We start from the raw sequence: 23,439 nt of genomic DNA, 5'->3' as shown, positions 1-23,439 counted from the left end.
TAATTTGCTTGTATATATTCCTCCTTGGCGTTAGAATGTAAATATAAACTTGTGCTATTTGTGAGTTAATGATCATTACAATAACGGGAGGCGTTAGGTATGGCTAATGTCAGATGGGCGGTTACCCCAGAAGAGGTTTTTCCGGTGTTGGAGAGGTGGATCCTTCGCGACGGCTTTAACATAGTCATCGATATGGAAAAATCTCAGGGAAGTTGGATTGTAGATGCGCGAACCGGAGAAAAGTGGCTGGATTTTTACACCTTCTTTGCCTCGGCTCCTTTCGGCATGAACCATCCTAAACTTACGACAGATGAGTTCAAGGAAAAGATCTTCAGGGCTGCCATAAACAAGGTGGCAAATTCCGACATCTACACCGTTGAGATGGCCGAGTTCGTGAAGACCTTCTCCGAGGTAGCGGTGCCAAAGGGCTTCAACCACCTATTTTTCATAGATTACGGCACCCTGGCCATAGAAAACGCCTTAAAGGTGGCCATGGACTGGAAGGTAAGGAAGTTGTTGGCCCAGGGCAAGATCACCAAAGGTGCGGCCATGGACGGCAAGAAGGGGACCAAGGTAATACACTTCAGGGATGCCTTCCACGGAAGGAGCGGCTACACCCTTTCCCTGACCAATACCGCCGATCCCAACAAGCATCAGTACTTCGCCAAATACGATTGGCCCAGGGTGCTCAATCCCAAGATAACCTGGCCGCTTGAGCAGCACATAGAGGCCGTAAGGTGGGAGGAGGAGGTCTCGGAAAGCCAGATATTAAAGCACCTCTGGGATGACCCCGACGCCTACTGCGCAATAATCATAGAGACCATCCAGGGCGAGGGCGGAGACAACCACTTCAGGACCGAGTTCTTCAAGAAGCTTCGAAAGATTTGCGACGAATATGACCTCATGCTCATCTTCGACGAGGTCCAGTGCGGCATGGGGATCACGGGAAAGATGTGGGCCTTCGAGCATCACGGGGTCACCCCCGACATAGTTGCCTTCGGCAAGAAGGCCCAGGTCTGCGGCATCATGGTCGGCCCCAAGGTCGACGAGGTCCCGGAAAACTGCTTTACCGTATCTAGCCGCATCAATTCCACCTGGGGCGGCAACATATGCGATATGGTAAGGTCCACCCGTTACCTCGAGATCTACCGCGACGATAACGTCCTGCACTATGTGGCAACTGTTGCAGGGCCTCAGCTTTTTAACGGGCTTCAGGCCATTGGCGCCGAGTTTCCCAACCTCGTATCCAACGTGCGCGGCAAGGGCCTTATGTGCGCCTTCGACTTCCCCTGCGCCGACATAAGGGCAAAGTTCTTAAAGAAGATGCAGGAAAAACACGTCCTGATCCTCCCCTGCGGGACCCGTTCGGTGAGGTTCCGTCCGGCTTTAAACATTGCCCCCGAGGAGATAGATCGCGGACTTTCCCTGGCGAGGGAAGCATTGGCCGAGATAAGCAAGGAAATTTAAATCCCTTTTGAAACTTACTTTGAAGGCAAAAAGGCGGGTTACGACCCGCCTTTTTTAAGTTTTCCTGTGGCAAATTTTGAGCTTAAGTGATATGTTCTAATGGGGGGTGGGCCCTTGCAATACGGACTGAGCGAGCTCAACTGGGAGCTGGTCGTCTCCTTGGTCGTCATAAGCGCCCTAGTTGCCTACATAGGCGATATCTTGGGCATGAAGCTAGGCAAGCGGAGGATCAGCCTCTTTGGTATGAGGCCAAAATACACATCTCGTTTCATCACCGTGGTGACGGGTATATTGATAACCCTGGTCACGCTGTTCGTCATGGCCATGGCGTCCGACACGGTGAGAGTGGCCCTCTTTAACATGAAATACATCCAGCGCGAGATATCCACCTTAACCGACGAGTTGAGCAAAAGCAGGGGCGAGCTTGAGTCCCTTCAGACGGATCTGTTTAAGAGCCAATCGGAGCTTTTGGCCAAGGAAAGCCAGCTTCGCGAGGTGGAGTCGAGTTTGGCCGAAAATTTGGCAAAGTTAAAGAAGGTCGAAGCAGAAGTGGCGAGGCTTGCCAAGAGGGCACAAACCCTGGAGCGTGACCGCGAAAGGCTGAGCAAGGAGCTTGAGGCCATGAGAAAGGAAAGGGATAGCCTGGAAGCCCAAATTGCCGACCTCAAGGCTCAAGCCGATGAATTGAGGGCAAATTTGGAAAAGATGAAGGAAGGAAAAATTTTAGTCCTGGCTGGCGAGCTTTTGATGCAGATGCCGGTGGATCCTTCCGGGCTGACGGAAGAGGAAGTTAAAGGCATCCTCGATAAGCTCAAGGCCAACGCCAAATTGGCCCTCTCGGTGCGAACGGGCCTTCGTCCCGAAAGGATAGAGATCTTCATAAGTCCCGAAGAACTGGATAGAGCCTTGCGGAAAATAAAGGAAACTAAAACGCGTAAGGTCATCAGGTTGGAGGTTGCCTCCAATGCAGTGATCGGCGAGAGGATAGACTGCAAGATAGAGGTGCACGACAGCGTCCTGGTCTACAGGAAGGGCGAGGTGCTGGCAAGTGAGTTCGTCGCCAAGTCCTTAAACGAGGCCGAGGCCGAGCAGGCACTTTACAACCTGCTCAGGCAGGTCAATCTCAAGGCTCAAAGGGACGGCGTGATACCGGACCCCATAACCGGCACGGTCGGCAACATCGAGGCCACGGAATTTTTTGACGTTGTAGACGGCCTTAGCGAGGCAAAACCTCCTTTCACCATAAGCGTCATTGCTGACTCCGATATCTACACAGAAGGGCCGGTTCGCGTTAAAATAGAAATTGACTGACGGAAACAGTAATGGGGAGGCGCTTGATCCATGCTCATAGTGGAATGTCAGGTGTGCGGAGAAATAAAGGTCTTAGCCGGAGATCCGGACTACGACGGCATGGCCAGGGCTACGTGGATTTGCTCCAAGTGCGGTACGGGACAACTCGTTCAGTTGCCTGTCAGCCATGACGCCAGAGGCCTGGATCTGAGGAAGATACTGCGAGGCATGTCGGTTCACTCTTCTTCGGGCGAGTACGTCTCCATAGTCAACCGCGGCTAAGACATGGATTTAAGCGAATACACCTTTTACGACAACAAGCTTGCGATCGCCCCGCACGAAGTGAAGGCGCTTTACAGGTTCATATGGTGGGGTAAAAGTCGCACGGACGAGGGCATAGTTCGCATGCTTGACAACAGTAGCATGTGTTTTTCCGTGCGCTATAAGGGACAGTTGGTCGGCTTCTGTCGCATCATAACCGACTTCGTCTATAGAGCGTCGCTATGGGACATCATCATCCATCCGGACCATCAGGGGCAGGGCTTGGGGACGGCCCTGATGAACTACGCGCTCGGACATCCGGCCATCAAGGACATACCGCTCATAATAACTTACACCAGCGATCTTTATCCATTTTTGGAGAAATGGGGCTTCGAGCAGTTGCCCGGAGCAGTGTTGCTCTTGCGAAGCCCGATCGAATATTCTTGAAAAATTGGACTTGACAGAAAGGTCAATTGCGGGTTATAAGAACATGCGCCTTTGTCTTATGCCCATAGGGGCCCTGATGCTTTATCCAGCTTTGGCATCGGGGTCCAATATTTTGATATCCGGAGGTGGAATAGATGCCAAAAGAGCGAATGTTGCTTACGTCGGAGTCGGTGACCGAGGGACATCCCGATAAACTGGCCGATCAGATATCCGACGGGATCTTGGATGCCATTCTTGCCCGGGATCCCATGGGAAGGGTGGCCTGCGAGACCCTGGTTACGACGGGCCTTGTCATGGTCGCCGGCGAGATAACGACCAGCTGCTACGTCGACATCCCAAGGCTGGTCAGAGGCATAGTAAAAGACATCGGTTATACGCGGGCCAAATACGGATTTGACGGCGACACCTGTGCCGTCATAACTGCCATAGACGAACAGTCTCCCGATATTGCCCAGGGCGTCAACAGGGCCCTGGAAGTGAGGGAGTCCAACATGACCGATGACGAGATAGACAGGATAGGTGCCGGCGATCAGGGCATGATGATAGGTTATGCCTGCGACGAGACGGATGAGCTGCTTCCCTTGCCCATATCCTTGGCCCATAAGCTTGCCAGGCGCCTTGCCTACGTCAGACGAGAGAAGATACTTCCCTACCTTCGTCCGGACGGCAAGACCCAGGTGACGATAGAATACGACGACGACAAGCCCGTGAGGGTGGATACGATCATAGTTTCCGCCCAACATCACCCTTCCGTGGAACAGGACCAGATAAAGGCCGACATAATAGAGCACGTCATAAATCCCGTAGTGCCTCCGGAGCTCATGCAGGACTCCCCGAAGGTCTTGGTCAACCCCACGGGGAGGTTCGTCTTGGGAGGACCCCTGGCAGACACGGGCCTTACTGGTCGCAAGATAATTGTAGATACCTACGGCGGCGTTGTGCCCCACGGCGGTGGGTGTTTCTCCGGCAAGGACCCGACCAAGGTGGACCGCTCCGGTGCATACATGGCAAGGTACGCGGCTAAAAACGTGGTGGCCGCAGGCCTTGCGCGCAAATGTCAGATACAGGTGGCTTACGCAATAGGCGTGGCAAGGCCCGTTTCCATTTCAGTTGAGACCTACGGCACCGGCGTGATCCCGGACGACAGGATAACCGAGCTGATAAGAGAGCATTTTGACTTCAGGCCTGCCGCCATCATTAGGGACCTCGACCTTAGAAGGCCGCAGTATTTGCCCCTGGCAGCCTACGGCCACATGGGAAGGATCGACTTAAATCCCCTTCCCGCATGGGAAAGGACCGACAAGGCCGAGGAATTAAAAAAGGCCGCTGTGTAGCTTCTGATTTTTCGGTCATGGCGGGGATAGCGTCTCTGTTTTGGCACGTCCTTTTTCCCGTAGCCTGTCCGGTTTGCGGAAGGGCGGGCTCAACGGGTTGTCTCGGTTGCATAAAGGGAGTGCTATCCCCAAGCGGCCCTGTGTGTATCGAATGCCTGAACTGTTATCCCTGCGACAGGCACACATTGGCCTTTCCCCATTATTTCGGCGCCACTCACAAAGGCCCCGCAAGGCAATTGATTCACCTCCTAAAGTATGGACACCACGGTGCACTGGGCATATCCATGGGAAGAGCCTTGGCTGCCTGCTTAAGTTTTCCTTTGCCGGATGCCCTTGTGCCGATACCGCTTCACAACGAAAGCCCCAGGTTTTTCAACCAATCCGAGAAGATCGCTCAGGGTTTGTCCCTTGAGCTTGGCGTGCCCGTCATGAATTGCCTTTCCTGGAACGTGAGGATCCATCCGCGGGCGCTGACCAAGTCGTACGCTAGAAGCAAGCTTCCCGAAGGTGCCTTTAAGCTTGACGAACGTAGGTTAAAAGCAGGCATTAGGACCGTAATGATCTGTGACGACGTGTGCACCACCGGAGCCACCATACTTGGGGCAGCCGAGACCTTGGCCAAAGGAGGGCTGCAGGTCTTGGGGTCCGCGAGCTTCACTTTGGCCAAGGGCAAAAAGTAAAGCTCCTTTATTTTTTTGCCGATAAACTTAATGAGAGGTGATGGCCATGGTTGAACCCGTCGAACCGATAAAGAGGGCACACGAAGCGGAGCCTGTAAAGAAGGTTCGTTTGAATTTTAAAGATTCAAGGCTGAGCGAAGGCGACCAATTCCAGGTAAGCTACATTGCCAAAGTTCTGCAAAAGGCAGTTGAGGAGGCAAAAAAGATCCCGGAAGTGAGGACCGACAAGGTGGAGCTAATAAAGCAGAAGATAGCCGACGGTAGCTACAAGCCCGACCTTGACGCCTTGGCCCGAATACTGCAAAAAGCAGGCCTAAAGGGATGACTCTGCCTTGATCGTCGAAGGCGATTTGACATTTAGAGAGTCGGCCCGAAAGTTGGCCGACGTTATTGAGGCGATGGCGCTCAAGCTTGAAGGTACGGCCGGCCTGCTTAAGAATGAGCGCCTTCTTTTGGCCGGCAAGGACTACGCCTCATTGCAGTCCCTGCTGAAGGAGCTTGAAAGGAGCGTGTCGGATTTTTTGGGCCTTGAGGCCGAACGCGACCGCCTGGCAGGGCAGCTGGCTTGCGTCCTTGGCTGCGATCCGAAGATGTCCGAGATAGCTTCAAACCTGGAAGAAGAAGCCTCAAAGCCCTTGGTCGATGCCGCAGACAGGCTGCAGCGTTCCATAAAGGGCTTGAAATCGGAGTTTGAGATCACCTCCCGACTGCTTGATGAATCGAAAAAGTTGGGTGATCTGGTGTTGTCTCAGCTGCGAGGCCTGACGGGCAGCGGCTTTAGCGTGAGGGGATAGGGGAGAAGAGCGATGATCAATTCCTTCTTTGGCTTGGAGATGGGCCGAAGGGCATTAGACTATTTCAGAAGGGGAATGGAGACGGCCGGACACAATATATCCAACGCCGACGTCGACGGCTACTCCAGGCAAAGGGTCGAGGCTGGAAGCTCAGCTCCTTTTGCTGATCCTGCACTTAACCGCCCCGCCACGCCGGGCCAAATCGGCACGGGCGTGCAGATAGAGGCGATAAGGAGGTTGCGGGATGCCTTCCTTGACGCTCAGTACCGCGAGGAGATGTCTACCTTGGGGTATTGGGAAACGATGGAGGAGGCCGTAAACAACATAGAGCTCTTCGTAAACGAGCCTGCCGGTGAGGGGCTTAAGACGGCATTGGATAATTTCTGGTCCTCCCTTGAAGAGTTGTCCAAACGGCCCGACAATGCTGCCGCCCGAGAGGGCGTGATTCAAAACGCCAAGAACCTCACCGTATTTTTGGGGCAGCTGTCCAAGAACTACGAACAGTACAGGACGTCTCTAAACCAGGACTTAGGATCGCTCGTTACGGAGGCCAACTCCCTGATTGACCAGATAGCTGCCCTGAACGAAAAGATCGCACAGGTCAAGGGCGTGGGCGGCAACCCCAACGACCTGCTTGACAGGCGCGACCTGCTCACCGAGAAGCTGAGCGAGCTTGTGGACATATCCGTGTCCACTCCCGTTCAGGAAGAAGATGGAGACTACAAGATAGACCTCCACGGCAAGGTCCTTGTGCAGGGCACAAACACGAGGCACCTGGTGCTCGTTCCAGTGCCCGGAAACGACGGCTTTTACGACGTCCAGGTGGAGGACAATTTGTTTAGCGTCGTTGACAACAGCGACGTCATTTTGGCCAGGATTGAACAGGAAGCATCAAAATCAGTGCATTCGGTCATCGTAAGCAGACTTGCAAGCGAGACCGCCTGGAAGGTAGGTTTTCCGGGCAGCCTGTCAAACGCAGTCAGTCCCGACCAGGCGCTGAACCTTCACGGCGCCTTTTCCCTTCAGGTAAGTTCAGGCGGGGTAGTTAAGACCTCCGCCCAATTTTCTGGCGGCGTGTTGCCGCCTCCGGCAGCAGGCGACCCGCAGCAGTACAGCTTTCGCCTGGCTTCCGGCGGATTTGAAAGCGTCATTTCCGTAGTTTGGAATGCCAGTGCCTCTCGGTGGGATATAAGCGATATTTCCGGGAACACTCTGCAGGCTGCCGCTCCTTCCCTTTCCCTGCAGGATTTATCCGACTTTATAAACGCAAACTATTCTTCGTATTTGAACGCGTCAGTCACATCCGATAACCGCCTTACCATAGCCTCGTCGGAGGGGCATTTGATCTCCCTTGTCGATATCAAGGGCAACCTGACAGATACCATGGGCATTGCCGACCAAGCAGAGACCGTATCCATAGACGTCACCGAAGAAGACACGTTGAACACCATAGCAAATAAGATAAACGGTTCCTACATGAGCGAAGGAGGACCGTCTAAGCCCGAAGATTGGCTTAGGGCTTCCGTCGAACAAGCCTCTGACGGCACTTATTATCTGACCCTTGAAAGCCAGGTCATAGGCGAAGCCCAAAGGATTAACGTTTTAGGCGACGAAAACGGCGGGCTTTACGTGGCAAAAAGCCTTGGCCTTTTAAGGGATAACGGGACCACCAACTTCATGACGACGGCGGAAGATGCCCTGATCTCCTTCGACGGTGCAAGCTACATCTCATCGGTCAACGATTTTTCAAGCGGTAGGCTCATTACGCCCTCCGACGGCTACGCCGCCGATAAGATGAGCGAGATATCGAAGGGCATATTTCTAAAGCTAAGAGGAACGGGAAAGGCCTCCATAACCGTCGACCATCACGTGCAGGGCGGCAAGATCTATGCAACCATGGAGGCTCGCGATGATGTGATCCTGTCTCACCTTGCCTCCTTTGACGAGCTGGCTTACAGGCTGGCCCTGGAGATGAACGCCCTTCACTATTCGGGCCACGGCATGGGCGAAAACGCTGACGTGACGGGGACGGCCTTCTTTAGCCCCATGGCCAAACGCGACGGAGCAGCCGCCGGACTTGAGGTTAACCCCCTGGTCGAAGAGGACTCAAGCTTAATCGCCGCTGCAGGAGACGACGGTACGGGCAAGACGTTAGGCAGCGGCGATGGCACCAAGGCGCTTGCGCTCGCACAGCTCAAGCAAAACAAGGTCATGTCGGGAGGAAGCCAGAGCTTTGAGGAATTTTACCTGAGCTTCATGGCACGCTTGGGAGCGCAGGGACAGAGGACGACGACCATGGCAGAAAACCAGAGATCACTGACCGATCAGATCAACGCGCAGAGACAGTCCGTCATGGGCGTCAACATCGACGAGGAGATGATGGACATAATCAAGTTTCAGCAGGCCTTTGGCGCCATGGCGCGTTATATTACGACCATTGACGAGATGCTTGATACCATCATAAATCGCATGGGCACCGTCGGAAGGTGACCTTTGGAGGGATAAAGATGAGCCGTGTCACCAACTCCATGATGAACCAGGTCTTTTTGGCCGATATGCACAACAATTTGACCCGCATGCTGCAGATGCAGCGGCAGATGTCCACGGGAAAGCTGCATCAACACCCTTCAGACGACCCCTTGGCTGTGGGAAGGGAATTATCTCTTTCTACCACCATATTTGAAAACGAGCAGTACCAAAAAAACCTTGACGACGGCATCATGTGGTTATCCAACACCGATGCAGCTTTAAATCAAATTACCGACGTAATGCAGCGCATCAGGGAGCTGACCGTCTATGCCGGAAACGGCACGTTCAGCGAGACAGAGTACGCGGCCGTCGCAGAGGAGATATCTCAGCTTCAGGAGGAGCTGATGAACACCGCTGACTTTTCCGTGGAGGGCAGATATCTTTTTTCGGGACTAAACGCCTCACAGAAGCCCTTCGTGCGGGATTCCAGCGGAAAAATAGTGTACGCGGGAAACGAGCTGCACGTAGAATACGAGATGGAGCGGGGCGTAAAAAGCCAGGTCTCCTTTCACGGCCGCGAGGTGTTTCCCGTTGGCTACCGACAATATACGTTGGAAAGCTACGAAGTTCCCCTGTCCTTTTCCTGGACGGGCAGAAGCGAGGTACTCCAGGTCCGAGTGGGCGACAGGACTGCCAAGGTTACGATCCCCGAAAAATGGTCCGACGATGACGAAGACGGCTTACAGGACGTGTCCGATATGAACGGCTTTCGAGACCCGGGAGAGCTTACGGGCTACAGCTTAGACGAACTGGCAAGCCTCATAAACGAAAGCCTTGCCATGGGAGACGTGGGAAAGCTTGTGTCCGTGTCCGTCGAAAAGGACACGAACCGCGGAGTCCAAAGGCTCGTAATAAAAAGCCATACGGGTGAACCCCTGTCGGTCACTTCATGGCCTGCCACGGACTTCGAGCCTCTTCCAAGCGACGAAAAGGTCAGCAAGCCTTTAGACCACAGCCACATAGGATTGGCCTCCTATTTGGGCATTGAGACCTCGCTGAAAAGCGTCGAATTTCCGACGGGTCAGGCCATAGACCCCACAAACAGCCCAATTTACTGGAGGCTTGAAAGCGGCGATGACTTTGCAGAGGTGCGCATAGACGGCGGGCCTGTGCTTTCCCTTCAGGACCTGGCGGACAGGCTCAACAGCGCTGCGGGAGATTGGTTGCAGGTTGTCGTTCAAGGCGACGGGGAAGAATCGTCTGGTGACGATTACGAAGCTCCAACACAAAAATTAGTCTTTCGCACCCTGAACGGCCAGGCACTTAATATATACGATCTAAATCCGACAGCAAGCGCTTCAGCGGCCGAATTCGGTTTGCAAACGGCATTGGTCATGGATGACGCAAATGCCGTATTTCCCCTGGACGGGCTTGATCTCAACATGCCCGCCTTAATCAACGTCGAAGTTGGAGGGCAAAGCTATAGCGTAAAGCTTTACCGCGACCGGATAGGCACCCTTTCGGGAGGCACATGGAACGTGGATGCCCTAAAGGTCGCCGAGGCCGTACAGTCTCAAGTCGGTGAGGATTTGATCGGCTACCGAAAGCTTGAGGACGGCCGTGTGGCCCTTTATTCAAAGACGGGGCAGGCGCTAAAGGTCACCGACCTTCCCTTCGGCGATCCGCAGTTTTCCGATTACACGTCAGGCATCGCCGCAAACTTGAGGGTTCATTCAGGCATTACCGGAGACGAAATTAACGGGACGACCGCGCCAAGCGACGGCGTTATCCGCATCCGTTCGGGCGGCAGCACGGTTGACGTTTCCGTCTCGGCTGGAGAGACTGCCGAGGAGATCGCAAAAAAGATAAAGGGATTGTCAGGTTCCTGGCTTGATGTAAACCTATACGACGAAAATTTAAGCGACCCGTCAGGAAGCCAAAGGATTTCACTGGCGGCCAAGGACGGCTCACCTCTGGCCGTTTATGATGTTCAAGGGGATGTCGCAAACAGCTTTCTGCAAATAGACACTGCCTTACGCAGCGCCACCGATGTATCAGGTTGGACAGGAAGCGGGCCTTTAAGCATCACCGTAAACGGCTATACCCATACCATAGACACCAACGGCATGAATGTAAATGATTTGGTAAATACCGTAAACGCCAGGTTTCAGGGCGGCGACGTAAGGGCCGAGGTCGCAGAAAACGACACCGGAGACTTGCGGCTGGTGTTGTGGTCTCCAAAGGGATACGTCATTCAGGCTCAAGGTGACGTCCCTGGGTTACCCGCAAGTTCACCCATAAGGGGCGGCGTTGGGCCTTATAATCAGGCTGTCGCCTCTAGGACCTCGGCCGATATAGGCTATACCGATTTCTTTGGCCTGCTTGATGACCTTATTCAAGCGGTAAAACAAGGGGATGCGGAAGGCATATCCAAGTCCATACTGCCCAAGATCGACGAGGCCATGGACGGCGTATTTCGAATCAGGACCCAGGCGGGTGCCCTGATGAAGAGGTACGAGACGTCAAGCTCGAGGCTAAAGCAGATGAACTTGAACTACAACGAGCTTTACAGCAAGGTGTCGGATACCGACCTTGCCGAGGCGGCGACCAAGTTTGCCATGGCGCAATCCGTATACCAGGCAAGCCTGGCCACCATAGCAAGGATAATCCAGCCCACGCTGGTGGACTTTTTGCAGTGACAGATAGAGGTGTAAGAACATGTCCGTAGCTACTAAGGAAATGGAATTGACCTGGAAGGCTAATTTAAAAGCCCTGGAAATTACCCAACCTTACCTGATAGAGCTTCTTGAACGGGCGGCGGCAAGCTTGGGTTTTGCCTCTTGGACGGTGAGCTACAAGGGCCCTTACGTCGAGCTTCGAGATGGCGAAGGTAAGCTGTGCTTCATCGAAAATGCAGGGTTACGTTACAACTGCGTCAACGAAAACCCAGAAGGCAAAAGCGCCATAGTGCTTGGGCTGGGCCTGGGCAACCAATTTTTAAACACCTTCGCCGAAAGGGGAGAAAATCTCAGGATAATCTGCTGCGAGCTGGAGATCGCCTCTCTTTACTGGGCATTTCATCTGCACGATTTTTCCTACCTCATCTCCAGGGGAAAGCTGTTTTTCGTCGTTGGAAAGGACAGGGCCGAAAGGGACACCCAGTGGCGCAAGATATCTCCCTGGGTAAGGCTCATGGGCAAAATAGAGCCTTCCATATACGTACACAAGCAGTATTCGGGAAGCGACATCTCAAGGATGAAACAGTTCTTGAACGAATACAGGGGGATGCTCCTTTCTGCCGTCTCCACAAGCACCATCCCGCTGTCGAGAAATTTGGTGGAGACGGTCCAGACGGCCCTCAACGCCTACATATACAAGGACAGATGCGTCGTAACGCTGCAGGAAATGCAGGAACACTGGAGGGGAAAGCCCGCCGTAGTCGTCTCGGCGGGGCCTTCGCTTGACAGGCAGATCGAGCTTTTAGGGGAAGCCCAGCATCACTGCGTGATCGTCGCAAACGACGTCATCGCATATTATTTGATGGAAAAGGGCATCATGCCCCACGTCATAGCTGCCCTCGATTACTCGCACGTGGTTTACGACAAGCTCCATAGGGCGATAAAGGCCCTTTCCGCCCATGAACGCAGGCCCGTCTTGGCCTTCGCAAGCAAGGTATATCCTAAGCTCGTTTACGAATGGCCTGGCCCCCTTTTCCCCAATCAGTCCGACGCCGTCGGCCCCAGAACTTGCGAGATACTTGGCTTTAATAACTTGGAAGTCGGCTCCTCCGTCGCCCATTTCTGCTACCATTTGGCTCAGGCCATCTGTCCCAAGGAGGTGATATTTGTCGGCCAGGACCTCGCCTACGGCGAGGGGGGCAGGACGCATTCCAGCGGATTTGCCGAGGGGTCGGCTCCGACGGACCTTGAGATCGAGGTCACTTCCTGGGACGGCCTTGGATCCGTCAAGACCAACAGGCACTGGTACGGCTTTCTTAAGATATTCGAGCATGCCATTGCCTCTTCTCCCGTTCCCGTTTACAACTGCACCGAGGGCGGCGCAAGGATTAGCGGCGCCATACACGTGCCCTTTGCAGAAAGGCTCAAGCTGCACGCAAGCGACCCCGCACCCTCCTTTTTAAAGGGAGCAAATATGGAAGGCGTAGGCCTTACCCTTGATAATCAGCGCCGCATGCTGAAGGAGATAAACGGCGTCCTTAAAGAGACGGAAGACATAAGAAAGGAGCTTGTAAGGGTAAGGAGGCTCAAGGCCTCTCCGAGGTCGCTTAAATCAGTGGAAAAGCCCTACGGGGCCGCCTTGGAAGCCTGGAGGGACATATTTTACAACTGCGAGTACCTGCGTGGCGTCATCACCTCCCTAAGGTTCAGCAGCAGCGGCGATCTGCTGGGAGATAATTTGTCGATAAGCACCGTTCACGAGGCCAGGGAGATCGCAGAGCTTCTCTTGGAGGACGTCGAGTTTACGCGGGCCTACCTTAAGGAAGTGAGGAGGATCTGGGGCATGTTTTCGCCCCTTTTGAAGGACAAAGACGTCGTCGATCGAGATTTAAGCGAAGAGGAGCCAGCTCCCATGCATGAGCTTTGGCTTGCCGTGGCCTCATCTGGAGACAAGCCTTGGTGGAGCAGCTTTCTGGACGAAAAATTTACTCCCGACGCCCTCCTTGAATTGGTCGTGAAGGCCTACGGCGCCTACATGGAAGCCCCCCTAAACCAGATGATAGAGGCCTTAAAGGAGCAAATACCTCCGTGGCTCTACGGACTTTGCAGAGGGTGGTACGACCTCCTGTACCGCGCCAACTTCGGCAAATACCTGACATTTTTAAGCTCCTACCACAGGGCGGAGCAGTTTTTTAAGTCTTCAGGGATGTCCGAAAGCCGGCTTGCCCTTTTTGCCTCCCTTCTTGCGCCCCAGCTTAGGGCGCTGGCGCCCTTCGTTCAAATAAGCGGCTCCGTTCAGGTCGAGGATTCGACCCTTCTTGCCGACCTCATCAAGGCCGAGGCCCTTTACTGGGAGGGAAGGCGCAGGGAGTACTTGTCCGAGATATCAAAGCTGCTCGACAGGTTTAAGGCAGAAAGCCCCCTGGCGCTGGCGGTGCTTAGAACGGGCGGAGGTTCGTGGGTCGCATCCATTGCCACGCGCACATTGAGGGAGTGCATGAATGCCGATATGCCTGTGGAAAAATTTCAGGAAAAATTTTTTGATGCCTTCGGGATAAGTATAAAGTTTGAGCCCGCAAATGCCGATTAATAAATGAAGGCCTAAAAGGGAGGTGGTTGCTTTAGGGTTTAGTCGTCGGTTCGAGTAAAGCGGTTGTTTTCTTAACAGAAGGCTTTCTGTCAGGACGGACAGAAAAACATGACTCACGGAGGAGGAATGTTACATGAGAGTGTATCACAATATTCCCGCGTTATTTACCTATAATGCATTGAACAGCACCAACGAATCTCTGCAGAAGTCCATCAACAAGCTGTCGACGGGGCTTAGGATCAACACGGCCGCCGACGACGCGGCAGGCCTCGCCATAAGCGAGAAGATGAGGGCCCAGGTGAGAGGCCTGGACATGGCCGTAAGAAACGCCCAGGACGGCATATCCATGATCCAGACCGCAGAGGGTGCCCTAAACGAGACCCATTCCATATTGCAGAGGATGCGGGAGCTTGCCGTGCAGGCAGCGAACGATACCCTGACGGCAAACGACCGCCAGGTCATCCAGTCGGAAATCGACCAGCTAAAGGAAGAAGTGGACCGCATAGCCTCCACTACGCAGTTCAACAAGAAAAAACTGCTCGATGGTTCCGCTTCGGTGCTCTGGTCCTCGGACAAGTTAGAGACCAAGGCCTTCGTGCGCGGCAGCCTGCGGCAGATCGACCAGTTCGGCCAGAAGGCCGCCGCAGAGGGCAACTTCAAGATCACCATCGAGGCCACCCCCGGCCAGGGCCAGATCCAGAAAAGCGACATATTCAAGGTGAAACACGATATTTCCACGACCATGATAACCGACGTAGATGTTAATGTAGGCGCGAGTGGCTCTTTAAAGGCAGGGGAATACACGGTCACGTTAACCACTAGTAATGGCAATATCGTTGCTAAGCTTAATTGGGGTACGAATAGCTCCACAAACGGAACAATAGATCTAGTCAATAACACCGCTACGTTCGAAATTGAGACCAGCAATTCCATCACGGTCAACCTCGACCCCGACGTGCTGGCGAGCATCAGCGAAGGGGACGAAGCGACTCAGACGTTCACTTACACTCCTAGCCTTGTTGTAGGTATTGGTGGTTCTGCCAGTATTTTGGCTACAAATAACCCAATCACCATCACCGGCGTCGTACCGGAAGGGGAGTATACGCTGACGTTTAAGGCCAGCACTGCTGGTTCTACTAATGTGTCTTCTGCTGTTCTTAAGTGGAACGGAATATCAGTGACAGTACCAGTAACCAATGGGAGTACCAGCGCTGAATTTAACATTGATACTGCCGGAAAGATTAAGGTCCAATTTAAAACGGGTGTTAACTTAGATCCGACTAATAGTATAACCTTCAACGTCACGGCTCCAAACATAACTATCAGCTCCGAGCCGGCGGTTACGGCCGGCATTGGAGACGTGGCTCCCCAGTGGGCCAGTTTGCACGACATAGACCGCTTCTGGGACGCCAACGGCAAGTTCCTGCTCGAAGATCCCCAGACCATCACCATGATCCAGGGAGACGGCAATAAGGCCACGGTGACGCTTTATGCCACCGACACCATTGGCGATGTCGTCGAGAAGCTCAATGCCGCCATCAGAGACCAATTGGGCCAGGGACAGTACGTCTCGGGCGAAGGCGCCAATAACTTTGTTACTTACGTGAACGAAGAAAACGACCTTCCCGAAGGATTTGACCCGGAGACGGTCACGGGAACAATAGTCATAAGGAGCGTCGTGGCGGGCAAAAACGGCGAGATCTCCTTCACCGGCGACGAAGACGTCCTCAAGGCCTTGAGCTTGAGTCAAATCCAGGCCTCGAAGGAAAACGTCTTTACCGTGAACGTGGAGGATGCTCACAACGGAGAAACCATAGCACAAAACGTAAACGTGACCGGCAACATATTGATCGGCATAGTGCATCCCAACGTTGATGTTGAGTTTGATACCATGGCAGATGTGGCTGTTGCTTGGGACAGCAGCGCTAAACTGTTTAAACTTTCTAACAATACTGAATCAACCTATCAGACTTATCTGCACCTGGCAGATAACTCCACGGTCTTCCAGATCGGCGCTAACCAAGGCGAAGATATGGGTATCGACATTGGCAACATGTCGGTGCGTTCGCTTGGCATTAATAAAGTGTTGGTCACCGACCGCGACTCTGCGGCCCGCTCCATAACGATCATCGACGGAGCCATCGACAAGGTCTCCAACCAACGGGCAAAGCTCGGTGCTTACCAGAACAGGTTGGAGCACACCATAAACAACCTGACCACTGCGTCCCAGAACCTGACCGCTGCCGAAAGCCGCATCCGCGACCTCGACATGGCTCAGGAGATGATGAACTTCACAAAACTGCAGATCTTGATGCAGGCCGGCAACGCGATGCTTGCCCAGGCAAACACCCTGCCTCAGGCCGTGTTGCAGTTGCTGCGGTAGTAGTTTAGCGTCAATGAGTGACGCTGCATAAGTCGTTGGTTCCAAATTTCGCAAGGGAGGATGTCTCCTCCCTTGCGAAGCGATTAAACGGAGCTACCGTTTTAAGCGCGGGTTTCCGCTTTGAGGAGGGGGCTTCTATGAGCGTCGACGGCATCGGCAGGTCAGGTTTCTTATCTCAGGGAAACAGCATGCCAAAGGCAGCTGATACTGACCTTGGGAGCATTGTTTACAAAGAAGGCATCAATTCGGAAAAGTTGCAAGTGAAAGCAAATAATGTGACAAATTTGCGGGAATACTCCAAAGAGGACATCAAATCCGCCATCCGCAAGGCCGAGCAAATGGCGATGATCTTTGACCGAAGCCTTAAATTCAAGTACGTAGAAGAAGCCAACATCTACCAGGTCCACGTCATCGACCACGCCAACAACGACAAGGTCATTCGAAAAATCCCCCCCGACGAACTGGTACATTTCATCGCTGCCGTCAACGAAATGCTCGGCGCTCTGTTCGACACCGAAGTCTAAAATTCCGGGGTCAGGTCTTTAATCTTGAATTTTAGTTAGTCAAGTCAATTAAGGTATTAACCTGATCGCAAATAATATATTGATGCTGTTGTAAGTCATCCAGTTGGTGTTTATATCCATGGATAAGTTACAAAATCGTCATGTAACCTTAGATCTGCACGTGGTTCTGATGTTATCCTTTTCTGTATATGATAAACCATGTCATTTACTGCCAACCCACCCAAAGGAGGGTTCCTCTTACTTTGATGCTGGCAGTAACTTGGAAAGTTGGTGTATTTAGTTTATATTTGTCCTCAAATTCTTATAGTGTTATGAACACGAAAGAGTGGCACCGTTGCTTATGAAAAATTGCAACGGTGCCGATAATTTATATAGAATTTACATGCGCAAGTCGTAACCCAGGAGGATAGCTGTGATGTACATAGATGGCAAAGTTATTTTACTTACCGGCGGGACGGGATCGTTTGGAAAAAAATTTACCCGCACGCTCCTTGAAACCCACAACCCCAAGGCTGTAAGGATCTTTTCTAGAGGAGAATATTTGCAGTACCAGATGCGCCAGGAGTTCGACGATGACCTTAGGCTAAGGTTTTTCATAGGAGACGTCAGAGACAGGGAGCGCGTATACCGTGCAATGAACGGCGTAGATATAGTCGTCCACGCCGCCGCCTTAAAGCAGGTTCCGACCTGCGAGTATAACCCCATCGAAGCCGTAAGGACCAATATCGACGGGTCGGCAAACGTCATAGATGCCGCAATAGATAACGGCGTTGAAAGGGTCATGGCCATAAGTACGGACAAGGCCGTGCAGCCCGTCAATCTCTACGGAGCCACTAAGCTTGTCGCGGAAAAGCTGTTCGTTCAGGCCAATGCCTACACGGGGAGCAGAAGGACTAAATTCAGCGTCGTTCGCTACGGGAACGTCGTGGGAAGCAGGGGCAGTGTGGTGCCTTTGTTTTTAACCCAGCGGGAAAAGGGCAGGATAACGCTTACCGACGAACGGATGACCAGGTTTTGGATCACCCTGGAGCAGGGGGTGCGTTTCGTCATCGACTGCATCGGCAGGATGCAGGGCGGCGAGATTTTTGTGCCCAAAATTCCAAGCATGCGCCTTGTTGACCTTGCTGACGTCTTGGCTCCGGGGATATGCAAGGAGACCATAGGCATACGTCCAGGCGAAAAACTTCATGAATGCCTGATTACGGCAGAAGAGGCAAGACACGCCAGGGAATATGACGGCTTTTACGTCATCGAACCGGAGCATTCCTTTTGGAAGAAAGATGACTGCGACGGCGGTAAACCTTTGCCGGACGGTTTTTGCTATACCAGCGACAGCAACGGTTGGTGGCTTACGGGAGAAGAACTTAAAAACATGGTCGAAAGCCTAGACGATTACGCAAAGCAAGGAAAGGTGAATTGAGCTTGGACGATAAAAATACTTTAGCTGTAGAGGGAGGTAGTCCCGTAAGAAATACTCTCCTGCCTTACGGCCATCAGTGCATAGACGAGGACGATATAAAAGCGGTCGTCGACGTGCTGCGCTCGGATTGGCTGACCACAGGGCCCAAAGTGGTGGAGTTTGAAAAGCGCTTTGCCGAAATGGTCGGGGCTAAATATGCCGTCGCCGTAAACAGCGGCACGGCAGCGCTTCATGCTGCAGCCTTTGCAGCAGGCATAGGTCCGGGAGACGAGGTCATAACGACGCCTATGACATTTGCTGCAAGCGCAAACTGCGTGCTTTACTGTGGGGGACGTCCCGTCTTTGCCGATGTTGAGGCCGACACGCTGCTTTTGGATCCTTCCTCGGTGGAGTCGAAGGTCTCGCCCAAGACGAAGGCCATAATAGCAGTAGATTACGCGGGTCAACCCTGCGATTACGACGCCTTAAAAAAACTTTCCGATGAACACGGTCTTATCCTTATAGCCGATGCCTGCCATGCGCTGGGTGCTACATACAAAAACCGTAAGGTTGGAACGCTTGCCGATATGACCGTCTTTAGCTTTCATCCCGTAAAGCACATAACTACAGGCGAAGGCGGGATGGTTGTAACAGATAATCCTGATTTTGCCGTAAAATTGCGCGCCTTTAGAAACCACGGCATAACTGCGGACCACAGGCAGCGCGAGGCCGACGGCTCATGGTTTTACGAGATGGCCGAACTGGGCTACAACTACAGGTTGCCCGACATAAACTGCGCCTTGGGATTAAGCCAATTAAAGAAACTCGATAAATTCGTGGCAAGAAGAAGGCAGATAGCTGCCCTTTACGACTCGGCCTTTGCCGATATGCCTGCACTTTTTCCATTAGCCCAGCGGGACGACAGAAAGTCTTCGTATCATCTTTACGTAGTTAGGTTTAATTTAAGCAAGCTTAACGCGAGTCGCCTGCAGGTCTTTGTCGCCCTGCGAGCCGAAAACGTCGGCGTTAACGTGCACTATATTCCCGTTTATTGGCATCCTTATTACAATAAGTTAGGTTACGGAAAAGGTTTGTGCCCTGTGGCGGAGAAAGCTTACGAAGAAATCGTTACGCTTCCCTTGTTTCCTGCGATGAGTGACAGGGACGCCGAGGATGTCATTAGGGCAGTTAAAAAAGTGCTTAGCGCGTACGCTGAATAAATTAAGCATTTTGGGGTGAATGGACATGACTCGCATAGTAGCTATAATTCAAGCCCACATGGGAAGCACGCGCCTACCGGGCAAGGTGTTAAAGGATTTGGCAGGAAAACCCATGCTTGTCAGAGTTGTAAACCGCGTGCGAAGGGCTAAGTTGCTGGACGAGGTCGTCGTGGCAACCACGACAAAGCCCGGAGACAACGTCCTGGTAGATTTGTGCAAAAGCGAAGGCTGGCCCTGGTTTCGCGGAAGTGAAGAGGATGTGTTGGACCGCTATTACAGGGCGGCAAAACAGTTTTCTGCCGATGTGGTCGTTCGCATCACATCGGACTGTCCTTTGATAGAGCCTGAAGTTACTGATTTGGTGATTAAAGAATTCATCGAGACAAAACCGGATTATGCCCATACCCGTAATTATCCTCGCGGACTTGATACAGAGGTCTTTAGCTTTGACGTTTTAGAGCGAATATGGCATGAGGACAAAAATCCCGCCTGGCGCGAGCATGTTACGCCTTACATTTACCGCCATCCAGAAAAATTTAGCATAAAGGCCGTTTGCAACGACGAAGATCTGTCTTTCATGCGCTGGACGGTGGACACCCAGGAAGACCTGGAATTCGTCCGCCGCATTTACGACCACTTTGGGCACGATTTGTTCTCGTGGCGCGAGGTGCTGGATTTGCTGAAAGAACACCCCGAATGGCTTGAGATCAATAAACACATCGTACAAAAGACACTGCCATGAGTTTAGATAATGGTGTTTTGTTGGTACGCGTCGACTCCGGCATAAATATGGGCAGCGGCCATGTAATGCGCTGTCTTGCCCTGGCTCAGGCTTGGCAGGATGACGCTGGGGATGTGGTATTTGTCTTGGCAACGAAATCACCAAACGCAGAGGCAAGACTCACCGCCGAGGGGTTTGAGGTCCTTCATATAAACACGAAGCCCGGCAGTGCGGAGGATGCACGTTTGACGACGAAGCTGGCGCATAAATATGGGGCCTCATGGGTCGTTGTTGACGGATATCATTTTGACGGAGATTATCAAAAGATCATAAAAGAAGCAGGCTTAAATCTTTTGTTCATCGACGACTACGGACATACAGATTATTACCCGGCCGACATAGTTTTAAACCAAAACATACATGCCGACGAAGATCTTTACCGAAACAGGGCTTCCTATACAAAACTTCTGCTTGGAACCCGCTACGTGCTTTTAAGGCGTGAGTTTTTAAGGTGGCAAGGTTACAGGCGGGAAATGCCGGACATTGCCCGCAAGATGCTTGTCACGATGGGGGGAAGCGACCCGCAAAACGTCACGCTGAAGGTGCTTCAGGCGTTAAAGAATATCGACATAGACGGCTTTGAAGCCGTTTGCGTAGTCGGCGGCAGCAATCCTCATTATGGTGCCTTAAAAGATTTTGTCGAGACCGCAAATTTGCCTGTTCGCATCGAAAGAGACGTTAAAGATATGTCCCAACTGATGGCCTGGGCTGATGTGGCTATAACGGCAGGAGGCACAACCTGTTGGGAGCTGGCGTTTATGGGGGTACCGTTCGTTATTGTAGTTCTTGCAGAAAATCAACGATCGGCAGCTGAATATCTTGACAATCTCGGTTATGCCGTGAACTTGGGATGGTATTGTGACATATCGCTGTCAGGTTTAAGTGAAGTAATCATGGATTTATTACTAGATAAAAAACGTAGGATTGATATGTCTTGGCTTGGGCAGGTATCAATCGATGGTAGCGGTGCCAAAAGAATAGTAAATCTTTTAACCAAAAGTATGGTGAATTATGAATGTTAAGTGAGGACAACACTCGATGAACGTCCTAATCACCAGCGTCTCTCGTAAGGTATCGCTCGTAAAAGCCTTTAGCCGGGCTTTAAGCGAAGAAGGCGGAGGAAAGGTAATAGCAATTGACGCAAGCCCAAAGTCCGCAGCGCTTTATTTTGCGGATAAGGCATACATTGTCCCGGCAGGTTTGGGCGAAAATTTTCGTGATATAGTGCAGAATATTTGTGTTAAGAACGAGATAAAACTTCTCATACCTACGAGGGATGAAGAGCTGCCCTTTTTTGCCAGGGAGCGAGAAAGGCTGAAAGATATCGGTGTGTGTGTGATGGTTTCAGACCCAACTGTGATTAAAATATGCCAGGATAAACGTCGGTTTATTGAATTTTGCCTAAAACACGGCTTTTCAGTGCCTAAAACTTATAGAGAAACGGATATAGTTTTTGATTTTCCCCTTTTCGTCAAGGACAGGTTTGGCAAAGGAAGTAAGAGCGCGTTTCGCGTGAATTCAAAACCTGAACTGGATTACTTTTTAAACCGCCTAAAGGATCCAATCGTTCAGGAATATGTTGAGGCGCCGGAATATACTGTTGACCTGTTTGCGGATTTCGCGGGTAATATATTGAGCGTAGTTCCCCGTCAGCGACTGTCGATATTTGGCGGTGAGTCGTTCATAGGCAGAACGTGCAAAAATTGGGATATAATTAACGAATCGATGCGCTTAGCCAAAGCCTTAAATTTGATCGGCCATAACACTATTCAATGTTTCTTGCATAACGGACAGGTAAAGTTCATAGAAGTCAATCCCCGCTACGGAGGAGCGGCAAACCTTGGCTTCGCTGCCGGTGCGTTTACGCCTCGAATGCTTGTGCGCCTTGTTTTAGGCAGAGAAGTCAAACCTTGTGTCGGAGATTTTAAGGATAATCTGTATATGCTTCGCTACACTGATGATATCTTTGTTGATGAAGATAAAATGAAACAAATTGCGCATTTTATCGAATAGATGAAATGTGAAAGGAGCCGGGGTAAATGGGTGCAACTTTTGCAATTAATAATCGTGATATAGGGCCTGGTTATCCTACCTACATAATTGCCGAGATGTCGGCCAACCACAGTCAGTCTTTCGAGCAGGCCGCAAAAACCGTACGCGCTGCCAAAGAGGCAGGAGCTGACGCTATAAAGCTTCAAACCTATACGCCTGATACCATGACCGTTAAATCAGATTCCTCTTTGTTTTGTCATAAATCCGGCAGCCTTTGGGAGGGCAAATCCCTTTACGACCTTTATTCCGAAGCCTATATGCCCTGGGAATGGCAGCCCAAGCTAAAGGAGATAGCAAACGATATGGGACTTGACCTGTTTTCTACCGCCTTCGACCCGAAGGCCGTGGATTTTTTGGAGGAAATGAACGTCCCCGTCCATAAGGTGGCTTCCTTTGAGATCGTCGATATCCCCTTGATCGAAAAAATGGCCAAAACGGGAAAGCCTTTGATAATTTCTACCGGCATGGCCACTTTGGCTGAAATAGATGAAGCTGTAACTGCGGCCAAAGGGGCAGGAGCGACGCAAATTGCTCTGCTTAAGTGCAACAGCGCATATCCGGCGCCCCCTGGGGAGATGAATTTGCGCACGATACCTCACATGGCCGAGGGCTTTGGCGTACCCGTAGGGCTGTCCGACCATACCCTGGGCATAGAAGTGCCCGTTGCTGCCGTTGCCGTCGGAGCCTGCATAATAGAAAAGCATTTCACATTGTCTCGCGATATCCCAAGCCCTGACAGGGCATTTTCCATAGAACCTCACGAGCTTAAGGCTTTGGTCGATGCCGTAAGGACGGCCGAGAAGGCCTTGGGCAGGGTCTACTACGGCGTTAGCGAAAAGGAAACGCAAAGCAGGGTCTTTAGGCGATCCTTGTTTGTGGTAAAGGACATGAAGGCCGGCGAAACCTTTACCGAAGAAAACGTACGTTCCATCCGCCCCGGCTATGGTCTCCCTCCCAAATTTTTAAAGGAAGTTTTAGGCCGAAAATCCGCACGGGACATAAAATGCGGAACGCCGCTTTCGTGGGATTGCATATCGTGATTAACCTTACCTTTGGTTATAATTTAATTA

19 protein-coding genes are annotated in these 23,439 nt (G+C 52.0%); all 19 read left to right on the top strand.

The features are described 5' to 3' along the window. Positions 1-99 precede the first annotated feature (99 nt). Positions 100-1,467 (top strand): L-lysine 6-transaminase, encoded by a 1,368-nt coding sequence (gene lat / locus BUQ78_RS02945; RefSeq protein WP_074199230.1) that lies wholly within the window; start codon positions 100-102, stop codon positions 1,465-1,467. A 114-nt stretch (positions 1,468-1,581) separates the two neighbouring features. Next, the gene (locus BUQ78_RS02940) at positions 1,582-2,778 is read left to right on the top strand and encodes a DUF3084 domain-containing protein (RefSeq protein ID WP_014806407.1); all 1,197 of its coding nucleotides are present in this window, start codon (positions 1,582-1,584) and stop codon (positions 2,776-2,778) included. A 30-nt stretch (positions 2,779-2,808) separates the two neighbouring features. After that, positions 2,809-3,039, top strand: coding sequence for a hypothetical protein (locus BUQ78_RS02935; protein WP_014806408.1), 231 nt, complete (start codon positions 2,809-2,811; stop codon positions 3,037-3,039). Positions 3,040-3,042: 3 nt separating this feature from the next. Beyond that, positions 3,043-3,465 carry a GNAT family N-acetyltransferase gene (locus tag BUQ78_RS02930; RefSeq protein ID WP_014806409.1) on the top strand — a complete coding sequence of 141 codons (423 nt, stop codon included), beginning with the start codon at positions 3,043-3,045 and terminating at the stop codon, positions 3,463-3,465. A 134-nt stretch (positions 3,466-3,599) separates the two neighbouring features. Continuing rightward, the gene (gene metK / locus BUQ78_RS02925; protein ID WP_074199229.1) at positions 3,600-4,799 is read left to right on the top strand and encodes a methionine adenosyltransferase; all 1,200 of its coding nucleotides are present in this window, start codon (positions 3,600-3,602) and stop codon (positions 4,797-4,799) included. 17 nt (positions 4,800-4,816) lie between these two features. Further along, on the top strand, positions 4,817-5,479 hold the full coding sequence (locus tag BUQ78_RS02920) for a ComF family protein (RefSeq protein WP_074199228.1): 663 nt from the start codon (positions 4,817-4,819) through the stop codon (positions 5,477-5,479). A gap of 46 nt (positions 5,480-5,525) precedes the next feature. Further along, entirely contained in the window at positions 5,526-5,804 is a 279-nt protein-coding gene (flgM, locus tag BUQ78_RS02915; RefSeq protein WP_074199227.1) for a flagellar biosynthesis anti-sigma factor FlgM, read from the top strand. 7 nt (positions 5,805-5,811) lie between these two features. Further along, on the top strand, positions 5,812-6,273 hold the full coding sequence (locus BUQ78_RS02910) for a flagellar biosynthesis protein FlgN (protein ID WP_074199226.1): 462 nt from the start codon (positions 5,812-5,814) through the stop codon (positions 6,271-6,273). Between the two features lie 12 nt (positions 6,274-6,285). Next, a complete protein-coding gene (flgK, locus tag BUQ78_RS02905) occupies positions 6,286-8,763 on the top strand; it encodes a flagellar hook-associated protein FlgK (protein WP_074199225.1) in 2,478 nt (825 codons plus the stop codon). A gap of 17 nt (positions 8,764-8,780) precedes the next feature. Continuing rightward, entirely contained in the window at positions 8,781-11,441 is a 2,661-nt protein-coding gene (gene flgL / locus BUQ78_RS02900) for a flagellar hook-associated protein FlgL (RefSeq protein ID WP_074199224.1), read from the top strand. 19 nt (positions 11,442-11,460) lie between these two features. Next, positions 11,461-14,010 (top strand): motility associated factor glycosyltransferase family protein, encoded by a 2,550-nt coding sequence (locus tag BUQ78_RS02895; protein ID WP_074199223.1) that lies wholly within the window; start codon positions 11,461-11,463, stop codon positions 14,008-14,010. Positions 14,011-14,143: 133 nt separating this feature from the next. Further along, positions 14,144-16,393, top strand: coding sequence for a flagellin N-terminal helical domain-containing protein (locus BUQ78_RS02890; protein ID WP_074199222.1), 2,250 nt, complete (start codon positions 14,144-14,146; stop codon positions 16,391-16,393). A 137-nt stretch (positions 16,394-16,530) separates the two neighbouring features. Beyond that, on the top strand, positions 16,531-16,917 hold the full coding sequence (locus BUQ78_RS02885; RefSeq protein WP_074199221.1) for a flagellar protein FlaG: 387 nt from the start codon (positions 16,531-16,533) through the stop codon (positions 16,915-16,917). A gap of 415 nt (positions 16,918-17,332) precedes the next feature. Next, the gene (gene pseB, locus BUQ78_RS02880) at positions 17,333-18,337 is read left to right on the top strand and encodes a UDP-N-acetylglucosamine 4,6-dehydratase (inverting) (protein WP_074199220.1); all 1,005 of its coding nucleotides are present in this window, start codon (positions 17,333-17,335) and stop codon (positions 18,335-18,337) included. A gap of 2 nt (positions 18,338-18,339) precedes the next feature. Then, positions 18,340-19,536, top strand: a complete 1,197-nt coding sequence (pseC, locus tag BUQ78_RS02875; RefSeq protein ID WP_318259468.1) for a UDP-4-amino-4,6-dideoxy-N-acetyl-beta-L-altrosamine transaminase — start codon at positions 18,340-18,342, stop codon at positions 19,534-19,536. A gap of 25 nt (positions 19,537-19,561) precedes the next feature. Then, entirely contained in the window at positions 19,562-20,278 is a 717-nt protein-coding gene (locus tag BUQ78_RS02870) for a glycosyltransferase family protein (RefSeq protein ID WP_318259467.1), read from the top strand. Then, entirely contained in the window at positions 20,275-21,339 is a 1,065-nt protein-coding gene (gene pseG / locus BUQ78_RS02865) for a UDP-2,4-diacetamido-2,4,6-trideoxy-beta-L-altropyranose hydrolase (RefSeq protein WP_074199217.1), read from the top strand. Before BUQ78_RS02870 ends, pseG begins: the two co-directional genes overlap by 4 nt. A 16-nt stretch (positions 21,340-21,355) precedes the next feature. Further along, positions 21,356-22,330: an ATP-grasp domain-containing protein gene (locus BUQ78_RS02860; protein ID WP_074199216.1), complete on the top strand. Its 975-nt coding sequence runs from the start codon at positions 21,356-21,358 to the stop codon at positions 22,328-22,330. A gap of 26 nt (positions 22,331-22,356) precedes the next feature. Further along, a complete protein-coding gene (pseI, locus tag BUQ78_RS02855) occupies positions 22,357-23,409 on the top strand; it encodes a pseudaminic acid synthase (RefSeq protein WP_074199215.1) in 1,053 nt (350 codons plus the stop codon). Positions 23,410-23,439: the final 30 nt, after the last annotated feature.

The sequence above is a fragment of the Acetomicrobium flavidum genome, from assembly GCF_900129645.1.
In the GTDB taxonomy this organism is placed as follows: domain Bacteria; phylum Synergistota; class Synergistia; order Synergistales; family Acetomicrobiaceae; genus Acetomicrobium; species Acetomicrobium flavidum.
The sequence above is the reverse complement of the archived record's forward strand: the minus strand, read 5'-3'. Positions and strand labels throughout refer to the sequence as shown.